Source organism: Thermosulfuriphilus sp., from assembly GCF_054026695.1.
The window spans coordinates 21501-42413 of record NZ_JBPMLP010000036.1 but is presented as its reverse complement, the minus strand read 5'-3'; the positions used below and the strand labels follow the sequence as shown (position 1 = coordinate 42413).

Below are 20913 nucleotides of genomic sequence, written 5' to 3'. Positions count from 1 at the left end.
CTAGCGAATTTGAAACGATGATTCTCAAACTTGGGCTGACGGCGAGTTTTTACGAGAAAGTTAAATTTATATGGAGAAGTTTGGTGGGCCGCGGAGGACTCGAACCTCCAACCTATGGATTAAGAGTCCATTGCTCTGCCAAATTGAGCTAGCGGCCCACCTCTATTTAGGCTTATTTTGGTGGCGTCCCCGAGGGGATTTGAACCCCTGTTGCCGGCGTGAAAGGCCGGTGTCCTGGACCTGGCTAGACGACGGGGACACCGAAAAAATTGGTGGGTCGGGCAGGATTCGAACCTGCGACTCTCGGCTTAAAAGGCCGATACTCTGCCAGCTGAGTTACCGACCCAGAGAGCGCGAGAAAACTAACACGAGGCCTAAGAACTGTCAAGCAATCTATAAAAAATATAACCTAAAGAGGTCTCTCTTTGAATCCCTAAAAGAACCTTAAAAAAGGGTCCCGTTCTTAAGGGAGACATAAATACCCAACAGGACTACTACTAATAGCCAGAAGACCGGAAGCCCTGAAGCCAGACTCCCCAAGGCCTCTAGCCCTATTAGGTTGGCGGGTTTATCTGGCTCAGACCTCTTTCCTGCGTGATAAGCCACCAGAATTGGATAGGCCATGATGACCAAGCCAACAACAAAGGTAAAGGCAAAAAGAGCGGTGCTTGCCCAGTCTATATTGAGTTTATATTGGTACGGATTGTAGCTGACCTGGGTCAGATAGGTCATGCGAAGGGCCTCTCTACTGTAAGACATAAGGAAGACAGTGGCCAATCCAAGGCCTGAAGCCCAATAGCTGTAAGCTAGGGGATTCCCCTGGGCAGCGACAAGAACGCCTAGGAGCCCGAGGGCCGAGACTAAAGAGGCTATAAACCAGGAATTGCTGACCAGAGATAATTCTTGTGGTCCAGCAAAAAGCCAAGTGATACCAATTCCGGCCTCAAGGGCAGAGAAAATAAGGGCTAGTTTGGCCCCCAGATCGGCCACCCAGGTCAAATAGTCCCGTCCGTAGTCTGGGCGTCCTTCAAAGTACCGGGCATAAAGCATCAGAAAAATTCCAGTTAACGCCCAAGAGGGAACAATAAAATGAAGTAGTCGGGGCAGGGAGAAGGCGTAAAGGCCCCCCCCATCACTCCTTACCTTTAGACCCTTGACCAGCCACTGTCTCCAGCTCTCGGGATGAAGTTGCTCTAGACTTAAACCGTGGATGGTTGTGGCGGCAAGGATCAGGGAGAGCAGTCCTAAAATGAGCCAAAGAGGATTTTTTTCCTTGTTTGTTCCCGTAAGATAAAAGGCATAAGCGCTATAGAAGGCCACGATAACTGCTATAAGGAAGACCCAGACCCATCTAGCCGACATAGTGTTGGCCGTGTACCAAAAAGGGTCGTATATAACCTGAACAAAAAGAAGCGGGGCTACTCCAAGGACAATAGCCAGAGAGAGATTGACAGTAGTGGCTCTAGCTAGCGAGGCAGAGAGCCTTTGCCAAAAGGCCCCTCCTTTTATCTGCCCCCAGAGGGCAAGGGTCATTCCTCCAACAACCAGGTTGACCATAACAATATGAAGGGCAAAGGTGAAAACCAAAAGGAACTGAAATATCAAGGGATAAAAAGGAAGCCCCATAGGATCACGAAGGGCATGAATATATTCGGTAACTGTCATTGTCCTACCTCCTTACTCTACCAAGGTGGCCAGATAGGTAGCCGCAGCCTCCATTTCGGCTTCTGTACCGGCAAATGGAGGCATATAAGGATAATCTCCCAAGGCCTCCAGTATGCCGTAGATGTCTTCAGCAGAACTCAAGCCCAATCGTTCAAGGAGTTTGGGGATGGGTCTTATAAGGCCGTCTTTTTCAAGACTGTGGCAATTACTGCATTGGTAAAGGATAATAATCCGACCCTGGGCCAGCTTTTCCTTCGGGGTTCCGGCCTCGGTCTGGGGACGAAAGTAGATATTTTTGAGGAAGCCATCTTTTTGGAACCTGGAGATCTCCTCGTTAACCTTTTTAGCCTCTATGGAGCGGGCAATGATCTGGTTTCCATACATGTATTTATTGATGATGTAGGGCCGCCTGACACCTTCCCGAAAGCCTTCCCCGGCCCCAATTCCTATAAAAAGGACCAACAGCATGACTAACCCTGTGGATATCCGGATCATTTGCGGACGAAACAGGCCGAAGAAGAGAAAATAAGCAAAGACTACTCCATAGACCCCGAAGGCTACTTTAAGGAGGGTCTTCAGCCCCGGCAGGGACCCGCCAAAGGCCAGCTCCTTGGCCTCAGGGGGAAGTTTCGATAGATACCAAAGGGCAAAAATGGCCCCTCCGCCGAGGCCAGCCATCCCCCAAATAGAGGCTTGGCGGATTATCTCCTGGCCGACGGTCTCGTCTTTGAGGCCAGAGGCGATTATTGTGGCGTACAGACCAGCGATGGCAAACATCAGAAAGGTCCGGGTGAAAAGCTGAGGCCAATAGGTTGAGTTGAAGAAACCGTCAAAGAAGTCGCCGGTCTTAAGCCATCGGTCTGGGGTAAGCATAAAGGCCAGGATTCCGGTAATAATGACCATGCTTATCCAGGCCGACCAAGCATAGATCCATCCGATCCTTAGATGGGTTCGATCGTCTATCTTACCCAAAGTATAGTAGTAGATGTATATGGTAATGACCTCGATGAGGAAGAAGACCCATTCGGTGGCCCAACCCCAGACATAATTGTGGATGAGGGCCGAGATAGACCTTGGGCTGGCCACCGTGGCGGCAAACCAGATCCCTACCCCCGTAAGTGAACCAATAACAAAGCAGAAGACTAAAATCAGCAAGGTATAGCGTTTAAGAAACTCCAAAAGTTCTGGCCGACCCTGGCGATAGGCCTTTTGTTCAATAGAGACATTGAACCAAAAGGCCCCGGTAGCCAGGTGGGAAGGAAGGATGTGAAAGCTGGCAATAAAGGCGATAACAAATGCTGAAGATACCGCTGGAACTTCCCAGACAGGATACATTTAACAGACCTCCACCTCCAGAATCTTTTTAAAGATTCGGCTGGTCAACAAAATTTATGAAGTCCTATCCTAATGAAGAGTTTGAGACGTTGTCCTCTCCAAAAGCTTATTTTTAATCTCTTGGGCCAGTCTTTCTGAGGCTTTCTCAATGACTAAGATCTCCTTGAGGATCGGGGTGGCCTCTGGAGGAAATTCTTCCCAGGATTTGATCTCATCAAGGACTTTGTTTCTGGCCTCCATAAGCCTCCCCAGATCCTTAAGTCTTTTTTCCCTGAGGGCCTTAAGCAAGGCTACCGAGAGCTCTTTTAGTTGGAAGAGGACTTCCAAGTGCTCTTTATTCTTGTTCTCCACGGGAAAACTCCTTTAGAAAGTTTTTTTTATTTTTAGATCGGTCAGGTTTCCAAAATGATAAGCTCTTTATGTTTTTAAATTTTTAAAAATCTTTGGTTTTCCTCAGAATATGCGGGATCCGAACTCGTAAAGAGGCCTAATAAGGCCTGGATAGAGAAGAAAAGAGAGGGTCAGGATATAAGTTAGGCCCGTAAGAAGACAGGCTTTTATCACTTCTTTTACCCCAGGAGGGTCCCCCGAGGCATTGAAGAAAGGCCTCTTTACTAGATTGCCTCCGTAGATTGTTGGCCCGGCAAGACTTACTCCTAATATCCAGGCATAGGCAGCCTCTGGGAGGCCGGCATTAGGGCTTAAGTGGTATCGGGCCTCTTTGAAAGCCCCGGTTAACCCTCTAAAGGCCCTTTGGGGGATAAGCAAGACTGCAGCCAAAGATATCAAAAGTACTCCTAGCCTAGCTGGAAGATAGTTGAAGAGATCATCAATCTTGGCCGCCGCCCAGCCAAAATCTTGATATTTCTTATCGCGATAACCAATCATCGAATCCAATGTACTGGCCATCTTAAAGATATAAAGCAGGGGAGGGCCCCCCAGGGCCAGATAAAAGAGAGGACTGATTAGTCCATCTATCAGGTTCTCGGCCACGGTTTCAATAGCTCCCCGGGCGATCCCCTCGGGTGGAAGCTTCTCCGTCTGCCGGCTGACCAGATAGGATAGCCTTTTCCGGGCCTCAGGGAGACTTCCCCTCTTTAAGGATTTGGCCACAGAGAGGACCTCTTCGATCAGACTCCGGGCACAGAGACCATAGTAAATGAGGACAGCCTCGAAGATAAACCCAAAATATGGATTAAGAGAAGAAAACAGCCAGAGGAAAAAGGCTGTAGAGAGCCCACTTAAAGATAATAATGAGATACAAAAGATCAGTCCTTGAATCCTAGGGGCCAGAGGAAGGCTTCTGGCCAGGTGTTCTCCCCTGGCTATGGCCAGTCCCATAAGTCTTACGGGATGAGGGAGATGAGGTGGATCGCCAATGATGGCATCGGCTACGGCACCAAGGAAAAGAGAAAGGGCCTTACCAGGGTAGAGTATCCAGGGGACCATCCTTAGCCGGTTTTGAGGAAGTTAAGAAGCTTTTCAGTGTCTAGATTTTTCTCGATTAGATCTGCCAGACGGTCAAATTCCTCCATTCGGAGCTCCGCATAGTTTAGTCTCTCTTTTTGAGGAGCCAGCCCCTTGGCCGATCTTAATCTGTTAATGATGGCCCTTCTTAACTGATCATTGTCAAAAAGACCATGGAGATAGGTTCCGAAGACAAAGGGCTCCTGACGCCAGCATCCAAGATCGGGCCTTTCCGGAAAAAGGGGATCGATATCCTTCAGAGGCCGGCTCCTTCCCATGTGGATCTCATATCCCCGGATGAGACCCTGGTAGCTAAAAGGGGCCATTGTTAACCGGGCTTCGAGACTGCAAAGCACTTTAGTAGGCTCAAAAAAAGTCTCCAGAGGAAGAAGGCCCAGCCCCTGGGCCTCTGGGACTTGGGCCTCAAGAGCCTCTGGATCCCGAATCCTCTCCCCCAACATCTGATAGCCCCCGCAGATGCCAATGACCATCTTTCCCGATTGGGCCGCTTGGACAATGGCTTTATCCAGCTCGTTTTCTTTGAGCCAGAGGAGGTCGCTGATGGTGGCCTTGGTCCCGGGGATGATAATTAAATCGGCCCCGGAGAGATCTTCGGGTGAGGTGACATATTCAAGGCTGACATCGGGCTCAAGGGCCAGGGGGAGAAAATCTGTAAAATTAGCTAGGCGTGGAAGCCTGATGACGACTATCCTTACTTCCGCCTCTTGGGAGACATTTCCTCGGACATAAACACCGTCTTCTTCATCGGCGATGAGGCCGTTTACATAAGGGATCACTCCGATAATAGGTACGGAGACAACTCTGGCAAACATCTCCAGGGCGGGCTCAAGTAAACTCACATCCCCCCGGAACTTGTTGATAATGAAGCCTTTTACAAGATCTCGATATCCAGTGGGGATAAGATCATAGGTGCCTTTAAGCCAGGCAAAGACACCTCCGCGGTCAATATCGCCAACAATAAAGACTGAGGCCCGGGCATAGGCTGCCATCCGCATGTTGACGATCTCGTGCTCCTGGAGGTTTATTTCCGCTGGGCTGCCAGCTCCTTCGATGACGATGACCTCATAGTCATTCTCTAGGGAGTCATAGGCCCGACGAACTAGCTCCCAGTGTTCCTGAAAACGTTGATAATAACTCCGGGCATTAAGGTTGCCAGCCGGTCTTCCCATGATGATTACCTGAGAGGTGGCGTCGGCCGTGGGCTTAAGCAGTATGGGATTCATTCGGGCCTCAGGGAGGATTCCAGCAGCTTCTGCCTGATAGGCCTGGGCCCGCCCAATTTCAAGCCCCTCTGGGGTCACTGCTGAATTCAAGGCCATATTTTGGGCCTTAAAAGGGGCCACCCGATAGCCCCGGCGGGCCAAAAGGCGACAAAGACCAGCACAGAGAAGACTTTTCCCCACTCCAGAGCCAGTGCCCTGGAGCATTATAGCTCGGGCCTTACCCATAGGATACCTACCTTGAGGATCAGATGGTCACTTTGGCTGCCTCTAGAATCTTGTCGGCGAAGTGAAAAAGGAAATCTCTCTGAGATCGATTGGCGTAGGCGATACATGAACACCTCAGGTTAACTCGACTTCGGATGAGGAGCTCAAATCTAACGAATCGCTCACCGAGCTCAATGGAAAAATAATAGGGACGACATTGGGGGTGGTGGCACTGGATCTCCGAGAGAAGGTCATCGGGGACCGGAAGCCAATAGAGACCATCCATGGGTGAGGCCTCACAATAACGCTCCAATTGTTCCCGGATACGATGGACCTCTTCGGTTTTTAGTTCATCAATCAAATATTGCCTCAAGATTGCTCTCCTTTTTCTTCAGTAGCTTCGCCTTCTTCCGACCCTTCGACTTCTCTTTTAATCTCTTTCATGAAGGTACGGACCTTTTTAGCCATATCTCGAAGGCGCATATCTGCCAGATAAAAAAGGCTTCCCTTCTCATAGGAGCCATCAGGGAGTCTTTGGCCGGCCGGCTTACCAGTGAGGATTTCCAGAGCTTCCTCTACACTTTCAACCGCCCAGATGTGGAACTGCCCTTTGGAGACGGCCTCCAAGATCTCTGACTTGAGCATCAAGTCTTTTAGGTTGGCCCGGGGGATGATCACCCCTTGTTCTCCTGTGAGGCCTCGATCCTTACAGACCCGGAAAAATCCTTCAATCTTCTCGGTGACTCCGCCCACAGGCAGAATTTCCCCCTTCTGACTTATGGCTCCGGTTACGGCAATTCCCTGTCTTATTGGGACTCCGGCCAAGGCTGAGATGATGGCAAAAAGCTCAGCCCCTGAGGCTGAGTCTCCCTCTACCAATCCGTAACTCTGCTCAAAGGTAAGCGAAGCCGTAAGGGTGAGTGGCTTGTCGTAGGCAAAACGATCCCTGAGGAAACCAGCCAGAATCATCACTCCCTTGGTGTGTATTTTCCCGGAGAGATCCGCTTCCCGTTCGATGTTGATGACTCCTTCCCGCCCAATGGCAATGTTGGCCGTTATCCTCGTTGGTCGTCCAAAGGCGTAGTCTCCAAGGTCGTAGACAGACAATCCGTTTACCTGACCTACAGCCTCTCCCTCGGTTGGGATTCGAATGAGGTCCTTAATGATGGCCTCATGAAGGTGTTCCTCAGGGAGTCGGGCTCGATTGTATCGTTCTTCGATAGCCCGATGGATGTGGGCTCTGGTGATGTAGGAGCTTTGATCTTCACGTGCCCAGAAGTCTGCTTCTTTAAGAAGATCATATATCTCCTGGATGCGGAGGGAGAGTTTATCCTGTCGGCCGGAAAGCTCGCAGGAGTACTCGATCAGCCGGGCGAGGCCAGTTTTGTCCAGGTGAAGGAGATTATCCCGGCGGACAATAGTGGCCACTGTGGCCAAAAACTGCCTAGTATGAACCTCATTGCGATCCACCCAGTGATCAAGGTGGGCCTTGACCTTGAATATCTCCCGGAAGGACTCATCAAGGAGAAAAAGTAATTGATAGATAAAAGGATCCCCCAGAAGGACTACCTTGGCCTTTAAGGGAATCGGTTCAGGTCTCAAGGTCTTGGTGGTAAAGAGACCAAATTGTTCGCCAAGGTCTTCTATCTTGATCTCTCCGGCTCGGATGGTCCTCTTAAGGCCTTCCCAAGAGAAGGGATGTTTAAGGATGTCTATGGCCTTTAGAATCAGAAAGCCACCATTGGCCCGATGAAGGGCTCCGGCCTTGATCATGGTAAAGTCCGTGACTAAGGCCCCAAAAAGGGCTCGCCTTTCAACAAAACCAAAAAGATTGGGATAGGTGGGGTTGGCCTCAAAGACCACCGGGGCCCCTTCGGTTTCGGAATTATCCACAATGACATTGACCTCATAGCGGGTAAAACTTGGACCCGGTGGAGGAAAGGGCATGGGCATGGGGATAGGGCCTGGGGGTTGGGCTGGGGGACGCGTTTTGAGTTCATCAATATGGGCCAGAAGATCGTCTTTGACCTCATCGAGATAGGTCTGAATGTCTGTTATCTCCTGATATCGCTCTTTAATATCCTGAATGAACATGCCGATGGCCTGAAGGGCTATCTCCCGGTCAAGCTCTTTGAGCCCTTGACGAAGTTCTTTTTCTAGCTCTTGGATACGCCTGGCGGTGGCGTTCAGCTCTTTTTGCAGGGCATCCCCGGTCCGTTTGATCTTCTCCCGTTCCTCTTCAGGCAGGGCCATGATCTCCTCGGGACTAAAGGGACTGCCGTCAGGCTTTATGGGAAAGATCATCATCCCCGTGGGTTCCACGCTCAGACCAAAGCCTTCGGCGCGGACTCTCTTCTCCAGTTCTTCGAAGATGCTGGCCCGTCGGCGGTTAAACTGCCGGATGATTTCTTCTTTGCGGTTGATGTAGGCCTCACCCTCAAAGAGCTCCGGGATTTTAGTCTTCAATGTCTCCACCAGTTCGGCCATATCTTTCTGAAATTCTCGCCCCCGTCCCGGGGGAAGTTCTATGGCCTTAGGGTGGTCGGGATCTTTGAAGTTGTGTACATAGCACCAGTCAGAAGGCCGAGGGAGTTGTTTGGCTGTTTCCGAAACAAGCCTTTTGGCGATATAGGCCCCTCCGGTCATGGCCGGTCCGGCCACAAAGATATTAAACTCCAGGTCTTTGATATTGAGCCCCAGATGAAGGGCCTTTACGGCTCGCTCCTGGGCCATAACCCCGTCTTCAAGGGGGGGAATATCTTCGGTTGAGGAGACTCCCAGAGAGTCTGGATCTATCTGGAGACGGAGCTGTTCCGGTGAAAGACGCAAATTTTCACCTCTGGTCATTCAAGACCTCCTTGCGGAATCTTTCAAGGATGACAAAGAAGAGCCTCTTGTGAATTCTCGGCTAATCTACCCAAGTCCCAAGGCTTTTGACAAGGAAAATAAGCTTAATTCAGAGGGGAAGACGTTTTAATCTCAGGGCATTGCTGACAACCGTTACTGAGCTGAGGGCCATGGCTAAGGCAGCAATAGCCGGAGACAATCTCAGGCCCCAGAAGGGATAAAATAGCCCGGCGGCCACGGGGATAGCCAAAATATTGTAGGCAAAGGCCCAAAAAAGATTCTCCTTAAGAATCCGAAAAGTGGCTCGGACTAATCTGATAGACCGGGGAACTCCCCGAAGATCACCCCCGAGAAGGGTTATATCTGCAGCCTCAAGGGCAATGTCTGTTCCATCACCCATGGCAATTCCTACGTCGGCCTGGACCAGGGCCGGGGCGTCGTTGACTCCATCCCCTACCATGGCCACTTGTTCTCCTCGAGCTTGAAATTCAGCGATTCTTTGGGCCTTTTCAGAGGGAAGGATCCCAGCAAAAAATCCGCTAAGGCCCAGATCCTGAGCAATGGCCCGGGCCGTGGCTTCGTTATCTCCGGTGAGCATTATCACTTTGAGCCCCAGGTCCTTAAGCTCAGAGACCACCTCTTTGGCCTCGGGCTTTAGAGTGTCAGCCAGACAGACAAAGCCCAGGGCCTTTTTGTCTTGAGCAACAAAGACCACTGTGCGGCCGACGAGGGCCTCTTTTGGGGCCCTGGAGAGAAGGGGCAGGAGGTCTACCCCTTGGGCCTTGAGAAAGTCTTCTTTCCCGACGAAAACGGCCTTTCCCTCAAGCTCTGCCTTTACTCCCAGGCCGGCATAAGCCCTGAAATTTTTTACCTGAGGGATATCAAGACCTTGGCTCCGGGCCTCTTCTACTATTGCCTGGGCCAAGGGGTGTTCAGAATGCTGTTCAAGGGCCGCTGCTATTTTAAGGATAATCTTTTCATCGCCTTCAGGGCAGAAGACAGCCACCACCTGAGGCTTTCCCTGGGTGAGGGTTCCGGTCTTATCAAAGACACACAAAGAGATCCTGGTGGCTCTCTCTAGGGCTTCGGCATTCTTGATGAGAATGCCCATTTCCGCTCCTCGGCCGGTCCCGACCATAATGGCTGCTGGTGTCGCTAGGCCTAAGGCGCAAGGGCAGGCAATGACCAGGACTGAGACAAATGAAAGAAGGGCGTTGGTAAGTTTAGGTTGGGGTCCCAAGAAATACCAGAGGAAAAAAGTCACTAGAGCAATAACCAAAACCGTGGGGACAAAGACCGCCGCCACTCGGTCAACAAGGCGTTGAATGCGGGCTTTTGAACCCTGAGCCTCTTGGACAACCCGGACAATATTGGCCAACATGGTCTCCCGACCGACCTTTTCGGCCTGAAAGACAACTCGGCCCCAGAGATTTAAGGTCCCTCCGATGACCCGATCTCCGGGCCCTTTTTCTACTGGTAAAGACTCTCCTGTAAGCATGGATTCATCCACAGCGGTCTGACCTTCAAGGATGAGGCCATCTACCGGAATTCTTTCCCCCGGCCGAACAACAACTAAATCCCCTTTACGGACAGAGGCCGCAGGAACTTCTAGCTCCTTTCCTTCCCTGAGTATCCGGGCCTTTTGTGGGGAGAGATCAAGAAGCTTTCTGATGGCCTCGGTGGCCTTGCCTCGGGCCTTCTGTTCAAAATAGCGCCCCAGAAGGACAAAGGAGATAATCATGGCTGCAGAGTCAAAATAGACATGAAGTGGAAGCCCAGCAGAGATAAATGGCTGAGGATAGATGGTTATTGTTGCCGAGTAGAAGAAAGCGGAGAGGGTCCCCAGGGAAACCAGGGTATTCATGTCTGCCGTCCGGTGCCTAAAGGCCAGGACCGCCTTCCGGATAAAGTCCCATCCGGCCCCAAACTGGACCGGCGCCGTCAGGAGAAGAAGCAGAAGGTAACGCCAATTCCGGGGTATTCCCTCAATCCAAGGGAAAATCCGGGGCATGGAGAGGATAAAAATCGGTACACTCAGGCCAAAGGCCAGATATAGCTGACGCTTTAGCCTTTGGAGATGAAAGGCGGCCTGTTCCTCTTCAGGTAGGCTGACCGTCTCCTCAATAAATCCTTTAAAGTGATAGCCTTCATTTTCAATGACCCTGATGATTTCTTCCAAACGAAGATCATGAGGGTTATAGATTATCTCGGCGGTTTGGGTGGCGAAGTTAACGCTGGCCTCTTTGACTCCTGGTGTTTTTTGGAGAGCCTTTTCGACCCTGGCGGCACAGGCCGCACAACTCATGCCCCCAATAGCAAAAAGCCCCTTTTTTTCTGGCAGATCATAGTCATTTATCCCCTGGGAAGGGGGCCTTTTGGGGATCATGGTCTAATCAACCAATTGATAACCGGCTTTAGATATGGCCCGGGCAATTTCTTCCCGGGGGAGGTCTTCCGGGGCCTCAAAGGTGGTCTTTCCTGACGAAAGGTCGATTTTAACGTTTTTTACCCCAGGGATTGCCTCCAAGGCCTTTTTAACCCTTTTAAGGCAGTGTTCACAACTCATTCCCGAAACCCTGATGGTCACCTGAACCAAATCTATCCTCCTTACAAAATATTTTATTCTAGACCCAAGGCCTCAAGATAGCTCCTGGTTCCCTCTTTAAGGCCATATGGCCTAGCTGCCTCTTTAAGAAATTCCGAATCTGGCGGAAAATCAAAAATTTTTAATATGGCCTGGGCCAGGGCGGAAGGATCTCTTAGCGGAACCAGGGGGCCATAGCGGCCACCGGCAAGTATCTCCCTGGGCCCGAAGGGACAATCCGTGGAGACTACCGGAGTCCCCAGGGAAAGGGCCTCAATGAGGACCGTGGGCAACCCCTCTCTTATTGATGAGAGGACCAGCAGATGGCTTTTGGCCATAAAAGAATAAGGATTTTTCCGGAAACCAGGCAGGCTGACGGTTCCGTTGAGTCCTAAAGAACCAATGAGTTCTTCAAGATGCCTTCGTTGTTTACCTTCTCCCAGGATGATCAGTCGAGCCGGGCGGCGTTCCCTTACCAGTTTGAAGGCCCGGATAAGGGTGGGAAAATCCTTTACCGCTGAAAGTCTTCCCACGGCCAGAATTACCGGTGGGCCTGGGACATCGAGCCAAGGATGTTCGGCGGGTTCTCGGGACATCCGTTCTATCCTTTCCATGACCACGGGATTGTTGACCAGACGGAGGCGATTCCGGGGGAGCCTGAAATTTTGGGCCAGATCTTCGATTACTCCCTGAGAGACCCCAAGGATGAGATCGGCTTGGTGATAGAGGGTGGCAATCTTTCGGGTCTTAAGACGCCAAGTAAGCCGTCTTAAAGGACCCTCTTTGAGACGTTGGGAGAGGACCGTCCCCACCAAGATGGCGAACCTGCAGGTTGGAGCTAGATTTTTGAGACCAAGTGCCAGACGATCATCTTTGAGCTTGGCTGTAATTAAGGCCTGTGGGGGGCGGGAACATAGATATTCCTTAAGTCCTTTTGTCGGATCCTCACCAAGCCCGATAATCTTGGCTGAATCCTCAAGTTCCTCTAAAAAAGGGCCCCTTTTTTGGACCAAAAGGTCCACGTTCCAACCCACTTCTTTGAGTCCAAAGGTCAGGTTGGAAAGTACCCGCTCTACACCGCCGTCGCCAAAATGGGTTATCATGATGGCCAGTTTTTTCTCCATAGTTTTGTCGAAGACTAGACCAGCCCAAAGGCCTGGAGATAAAGGGGTGCTGTCTGATGACTGTGGTATTTTCGGGCCCCTTTTTTGAGGATCTCTGGGGGTGGAGGGTTGATTAGTGTCTCCTTTATGGCCCGGGCCAAGGCCCGATCGTCTCCAATGGGGACAAGCTTTCCCAGGCTTCCGTCTTCAAGTATCTCCCTGGGGCCGCTTCCACAGTCAGTCGAGACCACCGGGGTTCCCAGGGCCAATGACTCAATTAAGACTGTGGGCAGGGCGTCCCAGCTGGATGAAAGAGCCAAAATAGAAGCCCTCTGAATATAGGGATAGGGATTGCTGACAAATCCCGGAAGATCAATTTGGCCAGTGATGGAAAGGCGTCGGGCAAACTCTTCTAAATCTCTGCGCAAGCTACCCTCTCCGAGGATGAGCAGACGAAAGTTTGAATCCTCAGAGACAAGACGCGAGAAGGCTCGAAGAAGGGTAAAAAAGTCCTTTTCTTGCTCCAGACGGCCCACTCCCAAAACAACCTTGGCCTGAGGATCGGCCCAAAAAGGATGAGACACGGGCTCCTGGGCCAGTTGATAGATAGTTTCATCGTAGGCAGGGTTGGGAATGGTCCAGATCTTCTCCTCTGGGATTTCCAAAAGCTTCCGGATGTCTTGGGCTGTGGCCCTAGAGATGGCAATAATTCCCTCGTTTTGGGGATAATAGATCTTTAGATCTCGAAGCCTTCTTTCCCTCTTTGGGGCCTTAAGATTTTTTAGTTTGACAGACATCGGTCCGTGAATGACGGTAAAGATTTTGGTATTGCTCCGGCTTAATTGGCGTGCCCTTAAACAGAGGACATTTTCGCGGATGCGATGGGTAAGAAGGACCTTGGGGCGTTCTTTAACCAGGTATCTGGCTATTTTTAAGATCTGAACAAGGGCGTTTGAGGTACCAAGATTGATTAACCTTGCCTCGGGCCTGAGATCTCCGATTAGATTTTTTCGGCTTCGGCGGATGAGAAGGTCAACTGTTAGGCCCTGCCTGAGAAACTCATTGGCTAGGTTGGCCGATATCCGAGCTACAGAACCACCATTTGTTGGCCCTACATAGATGGCAATCTTCATATTTCTGTCTCTCTCGGCTTTGTTAAAGATTAAAAATGACCTCTCTTTAAAAGAGACCCTGGTATAATGACATGTTATCTCAACGGCTTTCAAGGAGGCTTTCTTGGGTGACGAAGGTGTGGTCTTAGGTTGCGGGGCTCTAAACCTTGATCTTTTTTATGAGGTGGCTGACCTTTCTCTTTTCTCTTCCTTCGGGATCTCTCCCGGTGGGGAGGTCTGGGGAGGACGTAAAGAATTTCTAAGGCTCAAAGAAAGGCTCTCCCAAGCTAAGCTTATCCATAAGGATGGCGGAGGTTCTGCGGCTAATACTATCTTTACCTTAAGCCTTCTAGGGTTTAAAACGGCTTTTGTCGGTCGGGTGGGGCCTGATCCCGAAGGCCAAGAGGTCCTTCGACTTTTTGGGGAAGTGGGCAAAGAATACATCGAGAAAAGGGGCCAGACTGCCCTTTGTCTTTCTCTCATCGGGCCCCAGAGGGATCGGGCCCTCTTCGTCTGCCCCAACCCCGAGGAAGGAATTCCCGAGGATTTCCGGCCTCCCCTGGGGCTCCGGCACCTTCATCTTTCCTCTTTTGCCACTCCATCTGGGCTCTCCGGGCAACTAGACCTTATCTGTCGACTTCCCCATGGGGTGAGCCTCAGCTTTGATCCGGGAGAGATATACGCCAGCAAAGGGCTGGAGACTATATTGCCCTTGCTAAAAAGGGCCCGGATAGTCTTTATTACTCAAAGGGAGCTTGAGCTCTTGAATATTGGCCTCCAAGGACTTCATGATCTGGGGATAGAGGTGGTTGTGGTCAAGAAGGGGGCCAAGGGTGCCGAAATCTCCATTAAGGCCGGAAAGATCCCTGTCCCTCCGGCCAGGGTGGATAGAATCGTTGAGACTACCGGGGCCGGAGATGCCTTCGATGCCGGCTTTCTGGCTGGCTGGCTCAGGGGACTTGATCTCTATACCTGTGGCCAGATGGCGGCCAAGCTTGCGGCCTTAAGCCTTACCGGGTATGGAAGAGAAGGTCTAAGACGGGCCAAACGACTCAAAGAGGAGGTCTTTTCATGAAAAAAATTCTGGCAGCGGTATTGCTTTCCTTTTGGCTACTTATGGCCACAGACCTGGCTCTGGCTGGTTGCCCTAGCAAGGAGTCCATCAGTGGAGAGCTCAAACCTCTCTTCAACCACCCTATAGAGATCATCAGCGTTGAGCCCGGGCCTTTCTCGGGGCTGTGCGAGGTAGGCATTGCTGTTTCAAATGGTCCTAAACTGGTCATCTATACAGATGAGTCTGGACGCTATGTGGTTAATGGTCAGATTCTTGACATTAAGGCCAAACGCAATCTGACCAAGGAACGCTTGGCGGAGTTTAATCGTCTGGCAACCTCAGATCTCAAAGAGCTTGATAAGTTCGTAGCCTTTACTTATGGAGAAAGAGGCCCAGCGATCTACTTTTTTATTGATCCTAAGTGTCCTTACTGTCACAAAGCGGCCAAGGTCCTTAAAGAACTAGCCGATGAAGGAAAGCTCAAGATTAAGGTTCTTTTTATGCCCCTGGCCTTTCATACCGGGGCTAAAGAACAGGCCATCTCCATTATCTGTGATAACAAAGGCCTTGAGGGATTTATGGCTAACTACAAATCCAACAATCAGTGTCCAGAGGGTAAAAAACTGGTTGAAGGCAGTACCAAGCTGGCCCGGCGTTATGGGATTAGCGCAACACCGACAATTATCTTCCCTGATGGCCTGACCCAGGCAGGCTTTGTTCCTAAGGACCAACTCGAAGGACTTCTTAGGAAACACCTCCAACAGTAAAGATGGCCAGCTATCGAATCGGTTGGTTCACCACTGGCAGAGATCAGGCCGCCTATGATCTTCTAGATTGTGTTTTAAGGCGTCTGGCCGAAGGCCTCATCCCGGCCCAGTTGGTTTATATTTTTATCTCACGGGCCCCCGGAGAGGCTTCCGTTACTGATCAACTCTTTGCCCTGGCCCGGAGAACTGGGGCTGAAGTCTTTTATCTTTCGGCCAAGGAATATGCCCCAGATCTTCGTCAAAAAGACCGAGAGGCTTGGCGCCATCGCTACCACGAAGAGGTCTCCAGCCTCATCAGCCCCTATCCCGTTGACGTGGTTGTCTTGGCCGGCTACATGCTCATTGTCTCTGCCAAGATGTGCCGTGAATATCCGATGATAAACCTCCATCCGGCTGCCCCAGGTGGCCCGAGCGGGACTTGGCAGGAGGTCATCTGGAAACTTCTTGAAGAAGGGGCCTCGGAATCTGGGGTCATGATGCATCTAGTGACTCCGGAGCTTGACCAGGGTCCGCCTATTACCTATTGCACCTTTCCCATAAGGGGAGACCGTTTTGACGCCCTTGGGGAATCTTTTGAGAAGAAAAGGGCCCGCAAAGGCCTGGAAAAGATAATAGCCGAGGAAGGTGAGTCCGAACCCCTCTTTGCCGCCATAAGGCAGGAAGGTTTGAGGCGGGAGTTTCCGCTTATTGTCTATACCTTAAAGGCCTTGGCCGAAGGCAGGGTTCGTCTCAAGGACGGAGAGCTCTTTGATGAGAAGGGCAAGCCCCTCAAGGGGCCCTATTGTCTCAATGAGGAGATAGAAGAATATTTGCGGAGTGGAAAATGGTAGAGACCTCTGATCAAAGAGGCTTTGTCTGTCTTGACTGCGAAGGTCCCATAACCCAGAACGACAACGCCTTTGAACTGGCGGAGGCGTTTATTCCCCGAGGGGGAGATTTTTTCGCCCGGGTGAGCCGCTATGATGATTTTTTGGCCGATGTTGTCAGAAGGCCGGGATACAAGGCCGGTGATACCTTGAGGCTTATTCTCCCCTTCCTTAAAGCCTTTGGTCTGACCAACGAAAAAATGCGACTTTTTTCTAAAAAAAACCTCAAGCTTCTTCCCGGAGCGCGGGAACTTCTGACCTGGTTTTCTTCTAGGCAGCCGACCTTTATCATCTCTACCAGTTATCGTCCCTACCTTGAGGCCCTTTGTGAGGCCTGCAATTTTCCGTTAGAAAACGTCTTTTGTACCGAGGTTGATCTTGACGAGATCCAGTTACCAGAAGAGGAACATGATCTTCTCAAAGAGTTGGCCTGGGAGATTGTGGCCCAGCCTCTCCTTGACTGGCCTGAGGAGGCCAGGGGGCCGGAGGATCTTCCAAAAGAAATGAAGGCGACCTTTCTGCGCCTGGAGGAGATCTTCTTTGAGATTATTCCCGGCCTTTCTTCAGGAAGGTTTTTAAAGGAGGTCAACCCTATCGGAGGTCCGGAGAAAGCCCGGGCGACAAAAAAGGCCGCTCACCGCAGCAGCCTCAAACTTTCTCAGGCCCTTTATGTGGGGGACAGCATTACTGATACCCTTGCCCTTGAAGAGGTAAGGCGGGCTGGAGGTCTGGCCGTTTCTTTCAACGGGAACCGCTATGCTCTTAAGGTGGCGGAAGTGGCTGTAATTGCCGATGACGTGCGGGTCCTTGCCCTTGTGGCCGAGGCCTTCTTTAAGGAAGGGCATCGGGGAATCTTAAGGCTTATTGAAGGGAACTCTTTTTCCTTTGACCTCCCTCCGGAGATAACCGAAGGTCTAAGTGGGACATATGGAATATATCTAGTTTCCCGAGAGGAGTTTACCCGCCTTGTTGAAAGGAGCGAACAGGCCCGTCGGGCCGTGAGAGGATTAGCCATCGGGGCCCTGGGTTAACCCTTGCCTCTTTATTCGGCGGACTTATTTTTAGCCGGAGATGATTCCCATTCAAGATAGTATCCCCCGAAGATGTCCTCCAGTGGCTACCTGGACCTTGATAGGTCTCAACGCCCTTGTTTTTCTTTTGGAGATCAGCCTGCCGGAGAAGAGACTGGAGCAATTATTCTATCTCTTTGGGATAGTTCCGGCCCGATATACCCATCCGGATTGGGCGGTCTGGTTCGGTCTGCCCCTAGATGACTATTGGCCCTTCCTAACTTCGATGTTTCTCCATGGCAGCTGGGTCCATTTTATCGGCAACATGTGGACTCTTTGGATCTTTGGGGACAACGTTGAGGATCAAATGGGCCCTTGGCGTTATCTTATTTTTTATCTTCTCTGTGGCCTAGCCGCTGGCGTGGTCCATGTGATCCTTAATCCCCATTCTACAGTGCCCACCATTGGAGCCTCGGGAGCTATTTCAGGGGTGATGGGGGCCTACTATGCCCTTTTTCCTTTGGCCCGGATTATTGTCATGATTCCCATATTCATCTTTCCCTTTTTCTTCGAACTTCCGGCCATCCTTTACCTTGGCCTTTGGTTTCTCATTCAGTTTACAAGCGGCACCTTGAGCCTAGCCCTTCCCGGGGCCCACGGTGGGATTGCTTGGTGGGCTCATGTGGGAGGCTTCGTGGCCGGAATTGTTCTTTATCGTTTCTTCCTAAGCTCTGGTCGGCCCTGCCATTATTATCCTGATGAATCTATTCCTTGGGGAGTCAATTGGCCTCAAGGCCATCAAAATTACCACTAATGGTGGAGGAAAGGGATGAATGTTTTTGATATTTTCTGGCTTTTCTTTATGATTACCGCTCTTCAACCCATCTTAAGACAGCGCTTCCTCGAGGCAGCCCGCCAGAGGATGATTGCCAAGATAGAAAAGACCCGGGGCTCAAGGGTAATCCTTCTCGTTCATCGCCAGGAGACCATGAGCCTTCTGGGATTTCCTATCGTGCGCTACATTGATGTCAATGATTCCGAACAAGTCATTCGGGCCATCCATCTTACGGACAAAGACGTCCCCATAGACATCATTCTCCATACTCCGGGGGGCTTAGTTTTGGCCGCCCTCCAGATTGCTCGGGCCGTTAAAAGACACCCGGCCAAAGTAACGGCTTTTGTTCCCCATTATGCTATGAGTGGCGGAACCTTAATCGCCCTGGCTGCCGATGAAATCGTCATGGATGAACACGCTGTCCTGGGCCCAGTAGATCCCCAGCTGGGCCAATTCCCAGCGGCCTCTTTGGTCCGGGTGGTTAAAGAAAAGCCCCTTGATAAGATTGACGATCAGACCTTGATCATGGCCGATATGGCTGAAAAAGCTCTCAAACAGATGAAGACCAACCTCTCCGAGCTTCTCTCTGGGAGGTATGACCCCCAAAAGACCGAGGAGCTAGCCGAGATCCTTTCTCAAGGACGCTGGACCCATGACTACCCCATCACCTACGATGAGGCCAAACGTCTCGGCCTTCCAGTAAGCAAAGAGATGCCCACCGAGATCTATCAGCTGATGAGTCTCTTTCCTCAACCTGTAAGGCAGGCCCCTTCGGTAGAGTTTTTGCCTACCCCCCGAAAGGGTCACGAGGGAGGGCAGGGGGCTAGATTCCTTTTTTAAGGGAGTCGGCCTCAATAAAAGTCACCCGAACCGGAAGCCCTACGGTCTCAAGTATAGCAGTTTCTATCTGCGATATCTTCTCATGAAGACCGGGGATACTTTCAATGAAAACCGAAGGTATCATGGCAACTTTTATCTCTAATTCGTGGAGATGGCGCCTTTTTTTTACTTCTATCTCGAAGGGAACATTTTTGTCTCCCATAGTTTGGCAAATGATATCCGAAAGGAGGGTTCGCGATATCTTTACTCCTCGAATGACCAGAAGGTCATCGACCCGTCCAGAAATAGGGGCTATGCGGGGGCTTTTTCGGCCGCAGACACAGGTATCAAGGATGAGTTTGGTCCTATCCCCGGTACGGAAGCGTATGAGGGGATTGGCCTTAACGGAGACCGTAGTCACCACCAGTTCTCCTTCTTCTCCGGGAGGCAGGGGGGTTTGGCTTTCGGGATCGATTACCTCAGCAATGACGTGATCCACAGCTAGGTGCAGACCTTCTCGGGCCTTACATTCGTAGGCCATTCCTGGGCCAGCGGCCTCGATTATGCCGTAGCCAGACAGGGCCCTAATTCCGAAGCCTTCCTCAAGGGTTTGCCGATCCTTCTCGGTCAAGGTCTCGCCAACAAATATTCCCTGTCTTAGAAAAAGAGGTTTCTTGACCCCATTGGTCCGAAGCCAATCAAGGAGATGGAGCCCATAGGAGGGGGTGGTGATGAGGGTGCTGGTCTTAAAGTCTCCCATGACCAGGAGTTGGTTAGCCGGGGAAACAGGATCTGGGGGGATAACCACTGCTCCCAGGGCTTCGGCCCCTTCGCGGAGTTCCTCTCCCCAGACGGCCATCCCTCGATCCAGACAAATCTGGACAATATCGTCTGGTGAAACACCGCAGGCCTTGAGGAATCTGGTGACAAGATCCTTGCGAGCCAAGACGTCGGCCTTAGTGTAGCCGCGAACCACCGGTCGCTGATAGATACCCGAGAAGATGTGGATGCGGACAATATCTCTCAAGGGTACAGCAAAATGGTCATAAGGATAATTTTGGGCCAGATGTTCTCGGGTGGTAAACGGTAGCTTGCTGAGATCAGAGAGGCCTTTTATATCTTCGGGGCTTATTCCGGCCCGATCCATAAGTTTGCGATAAAATGGTACTCGTTCATAGACCCGGTTAATGGTGCTTTGGAGCAATTCGGCCTGCCATTGATTGATATCTTCCAAGCTAAGGTGTTCTATATCTCGGTCCATTATCAGACCTCCGCAAACTCTTTGTAATCCCGCCCCAAATAGGCCCGACGGACGTCTTCATCTAGGGCCAACTTTTTGGCTGAACCCTGAAGAACGATCCGTCCGGTCTCAAGGACATAGCCCCGATGGGCAATCTCTAGAGCCCGGCGGGCATTCTGTTCGACGATCAGGATGGTCACCCCCTGACGATTGAGCTCGAGGATCTTTTCCATGATGAAATCTACCAGTTTGGGGGCAAGCCCTAGGGATGGTTCATCTAATAATAGGAGCTTGGGGCGAGCCATGAAGGCCCGCCCGATGGCTAACATCTGCTGTTCCCCCCCGGAAAGGGTGCCGGCAAGCTGTCTTTCGCGCTCCTTGAGACGGGGGAAGAGATTGTAAACCTCATCCAGATCGGCCAAGACGGCCTTCTTCCCATCGCGTCGCCATCGGTGATAGGCTCCGAGCTCAAGGTTCTCGCGTACCGTAAGGGGAGCGAATATCTGCCGGCCTTCGGGTACCTGAGAGATCCCCAGACGAACGATCTGGTGTGGGGCTAGCCGATGGATGGGCTGGCCTTCAAAGAGAATCTCCCCGGATTGGGCCGCCACTAGTCCCGAGATACTCAGAAGAAGTGTGGTTTTACCGGCCCCATTGGCACCGATAAGGCAGACTATCTCACCCTTGTTAACATGGAGGGAGACATTTTTAAGAACCCTGATCTTTCCATAGGCGGTATAAAGATTGCGTATCTTAAGCAT

Annotated in this window: 19 protein-coding genes and 3 tRNA genes; 6 read left to right on the top strand and 16 right to left on the bottom strand. The window is 51.2% G+C overall.

Going from position 1 to position 20913, the window contains the following annotated elements:
* Positions 1 to 81: 81 nt before the first annotated feature.
* From ACXJJX_RS05540 to ACXJJX_RS05475, 14 genes are all read right to left on the bottom strand, one after another.
* Positions 82 to 158: transfer RNA gene (locus tag ACXJJX_RS05540), tRNA-Lys, on the bottom strand.
* 23 nt (positions 159 to 181) lie between these two features.
* Positions 182 to 259, bottom strand: a tRNA-Glu gene (locus tag ACXJJX_RS05535).
* A gap of 11 nt (positions 260 to 270) precedes the next feature.
* A tRNA-Lys gene (locus ACXJJX_RS05530) sits at positions 271 to 346 on the bottom strand.
* A 98-nt stretch (positions 347 to 444) separates the two neighbouring features.
* Positions 445 to 1665 carry a hypothetical protein gene (locus tag ACXJJX_RS05525; protein ID WP_456432989.1) on the bottom strand — a complete coding sequence of 407 codons (1221 nt, stop codon included), beginning with the start codon at positions 1663 to 1665 and terminating at the stop codon, positions 445 to 447.
* 12 nt (positions 1666 to 1677) lie between these two features.
* Positions 1678 to 3000: a cytochrome ubiquinol oxidase subunit I gene (locus ACXJJX_RS05520; RefSeq protein WP_456432987.1), complete on the bottom strand. Its 1323-nt coding sequence runs from the start codon at positions 2998 to 3000 to the stop codon at positions 1678 to 1680.
* A 69-nt stretch (positions 3001 to 3069) separates the two neighbouring features.
* Complete coding sequence (locus tag ACXJJX_RS05515; RefSeq protein ID WP_456432985.1) at positions 3070 to 3351, bottom strand: hypothetical protein; 282 nt, start codon at positions 3349 to 3351, stop codon at positions 3070 to 3072.
* Between the two features lie 102 nt (positions 3352 to 3453).
* Complete coding sequence (gene cbiB, locus ACXJJX_RS05510) at positions 3454 to 4449, bottom strand: adenosylcobinamide-phosphate synthase CbiB (protein WP_456432983.1); 996 nt, start codon at positions 4447 to 4449, stop codon at positions 3454 to 3456.
* Positions 4450 to 4451: 2 nt separating this feature from the next.
* Positions 4452 to 5936: a cobyric acid synthase gene (locus ACXJJX_RS05505; RefSeq protein ID WP_456432981.1), complete on the bottom strand. Its 1485-nt coding sequence runs from the start codon at positions 5934 to 5936 to the stop codon at positions 4452 to 4454.
* Positions 5937 to 5955: 19 nt separating this feature from the next.
* Positions 5956 to 6288, bottom strand: coding sequence for a hypothetical protein (locus ACXJJX_RS05500; protein ID WP_456432979.1), 333 nt, complete (start codon positions 6286 to 6288; stop codon positions 5956 to 5958).
* On the bottom strand, positions 6285 to 8762 hold the full coding sequence (locus tag ACXJJX_RS05495; RefSeq protein WP_456432977.1) for a Lon protease family protein: 2478 nt from the start codon (positions 8760 to 8762) through the stop codon (positions 6285 to 6287). Before ACXJJX_RS05495 ends, ACXJJX_RS05500 begins: the two co-directional genes overlap by 4 nt.
* A 109-nt stretch (positions 8763 to 8871) precedes the next feature.
* The gene (locus tag ACXJJX_RS05490) at positions 8872 to 11148 is read right to left on the bottom strand and encodes a heavy metal translocating P-type ATPase (protein ID WP_456432975.1); all 2277 of its coding nucleotides are present in this window, start codon (positions 11146 to 11148) and stop codon (positions 8872 to 8874) included.
* 3 nt (positions 11149 to 11151) lie between these two features.
* Positions 11152 to 11349, bottom strand: a complete 198-nt coding sequence (locus ACXJJX_RS05485; RefSeq protein WP_456432991.1) for a heavy-metal-associated domain-containing protein — start codon at positions 11347 to 11349, stop codon at positions 11152 to 11154.
* A gap of 32 nt (positions 11350 to 11381) precedes the next feature.
* Positions 11382 to 12449 (bottom strand): glycosyltransferase, encoded by a 1068-nt coding sequence (locus ACXJJX_RS05480; RefSeq protein ID WP_456432973.1) that lies wholly within the window; start codon positions 12447 to 12449, stop codon positions 11382 to 11384.
* Between the two features lie 35 nt (positions 12450 to 12484).
* A complete protein-coding gene (locus ACXJJX_RS05475; protein WP_456432971.1) occupies positions 12485 to 13582 on the bottom strand; it encodes a glycosyltransferase in 1098 nt (365 codons plus the stop codon).
* Positions 13583 to 13685: 103 nt separating this feature from the next.
* Between ACXJJX_RS05475 and ACXJJX_RS05470 the strand changes: the two genes are divergently transcribed.
* Genes ACXJJX_RS05470 through ACXJJX_RS05445 form a run of 6 tightly spaced genes read left to right on the top strand, consistent with a single transcriptional unit; the run spans position 13686 to position 18933 of the window.
* Positions 13686 to 14636: a carbohydrate kinase family protein gene (locus ACXJJX_RS05470; protein WP_456432969.1), complete on the top strand. Its 951-nt coding sequence runs from the start codon at positions 13686 to 13688 to the stop codon at positions 14634 to 14636.
* Positions 14633 to 15382 carry a DsbC family protein gene (locus ACXJJX_RS05465; RefSeq protein ID WP_456432967.1) on the top strand — a complete coding sequence of 250 codons (750 nt, stop codon included), beginning with the start codon at positions 14633 to 14635 and terminating at the stop codon, positions 15380 to 15382. The genes ACXJJX_RS05470 and ACXJJX_RS05465 overlap by 4 nt, the downstream gene beginning before the upstream one ends.
* A gap of 2 nt (positions 15383 to 15384) precedes the next feature.
* Positions 15385 to 16212, top strand: coding sequence for a phosphoribosylglycinamide formyltransferase (purN, locus tag ACXJJX_RS05460; protein WP_456432965.1), 828 nt, complete (start codon positions 15385 to 15387; stop codon positions 16210 to 16212).
* Positions 16206 to 17279 carry a hypothetical protein gene (locus tag ACXJJX_RS05455; RefSeq protein WP_456432963.1) on the top strand — a complete coding sequence of 358 codons (1074 nt, stop codon included), beginning with the start codon at positions 16206 to 16208 and terminating at the stop codon, positions 17277 to 17279. Before purN ends, ACXJJX_RS05455 begins: the two co-directional genes overlap by 7 nt.
* A gap of 40 nt (positions 17280 to 17319) precedes the next feature.
* Positions 17320 to 18072 (top strand): rhomboid family intramembrane serine protease, encoded by a 753-nt coding sequence (locus tag ACXJJX_RS05450; RefSeq protein ID WP_456432961.1) that lies wholly within the window; start codon positions 17320 to 17322, stop codon positions 18070 to 18072.
* Between the two features lie 15 nt (positions 18073 to 18087).
* Positions 18088 to 18933, top strand: coding sequence for an SDH family Clp fold serine proteinase (locus ACXJJX_RS05445; RefSeq protein WP_456432959.1), 846 nt, complete (start codon positions 18088 to 18090; stop codon positions 18931 to 18933).
* On the opposite strand, the gene ACXJJX_RS05440 is transcribed toward ACXJJX_RS05445, so the two are convergent.
* Positions 18917 to 20173 (bottom strand): phenylacetate--CoA ligase family protein, encoded by a 1257-nt coding sequence (locus tag ACXJJX_RS05440; RefSeq protein WP_456432957.1) that lies wholly within the window; start codon positions 20171 to 20173, stop codon positions 18917 to 18919. The genes ACXJJX_RS05445 and ACXJJX_RS05440 overlap by 17 nt on opposite strands.
* 2 nt (positions 20174 to 20175) lie before the next feature.
* Positions 20176 to 20913, bottom strand: coding sequence for an ABC transporter ATP-binding protein (locus ACXJJX_RS05435; RefSeq protein ID WP_456432955.1), 738 nt, complete (start codon positions 20911 to 20913; stop codon positions 20176 to 20178).

What these genes read in the sequence shown, in the direction of transcription:
- ACXJJX_RS05525 (WP_456432989.1), bottom strand. Translation starts at nt 1,665, where the DNA reads ATGACAGTTACCGAATATATTCATGCCCTTCGTGATCCTATGGGGCTT.
- ACXJJX_RS05520 (WP_456432987.1), bottom strand. Translation starts at nt 3,000, where the DNA reads ATGTATCCTGTCTGGGAAGTTCCAGCGGTATCTTCAGCATTTGTTATC.
- ACXJJX_RS05450 (WP_456432961.1), top strand. Translation starts at nt 17,320, where the DNA reads ATGATTCCCATTCAAGATAGTATCCCCCGAAGATGTCCTCCAGTGGCT.
- ACXJJX_RS05505 (WP_456432981.1), bottom strand. Translation starts at nt 5,936, where the DNA reads ATGGGTAAGGCCCGAGCTATAATGCTCCAGGGCACTGGCTCTGGAGTG.
- ACXJJX_RS05440 (WP_456432957.1), bottom strand. Translation starts at nt 20,173, where the DNA reads ATGGACCGAGATATAGAACACCTTAGCTTGGAAGATATCAATCAATGG.
- ACXJJX_RS05465 (WP_456432967.1), top strand. Translation starts at nt 14,633, where the DNA reads ATGAAAAAAATTCTGGCAGCGGTATTGCTTTCCTTTTGGCTACTTATG.
- ACXJJX_RS05490 (WP_456432975.1), bottom strand. Translation starts at nt 11,148, where the DNA reads ATGATCCCCAAAAGGCCCCCTTCCCAGGGGATAAATGACTATGATCTG.
- ACXJJX_RS05495 (WP_456432977.1), bottom strand. Translation starts at nt 8,762, where the DNA reads ATGACCAGAGGTGAAAATTTGCGTCTTTCACCGGAACAGCTCCGTCTC.
- cbiB (WP_456432983.1), bottom strand. Translation starts at nt 4,449, where the DNA reads ATGGTCCCCTGGATACTCTACCCTGGTAAGGCCCTTTCTCTTTTCCTT.
- ACXJJX_RS05475 (WP_456432971.1), bottom strand. Translation starts at nt 13,582, where the DNA reads ATGAAGATTGCCATCTATGTAGGGCCAACAAATGGTGGTTCTGTAGCT.
- ACXJJX_RS05445 (WP_456432959.1), top strand. Translation starts at nt 18,088, where the DNA reads ATGAATGTTTTTGATATTTTCTGGCTTTTCTTTATGATTACCGCTCTT.
- ACXJJX_RS05435 (WP_456432955.1), bottom strand. Translation starts at nt 20,913, where the DNA reads ATGCTTAAGATACGCAATCTTTATACCGCCTATGGAAAGATCAGGGTT.
- purN (WP_456432965.1), top strand. Translation starts at nt 15,385, where the DNA reads ATGGCCAGCTATCGAATCGGTTGGTTCACCACTGGCAGAGATCAGGCC.
- ACXJJX_RS05455 (WP_456432963.1), top strand. Translation starts at nt 16,206, where the DNA reads ATGGTAGAGACCTCTGATCAAAGAGGCTTTGTCTGTCTTGACTGCGAA.
- ACXJJX_RS05480 (WP_456432973.1), bottom strand. Translation starts at nt 12,449, where the DNA reads ATGATAACCCATTTTGGCGACGGCGGTGTAGAGCGGGTACTTTCCAAC.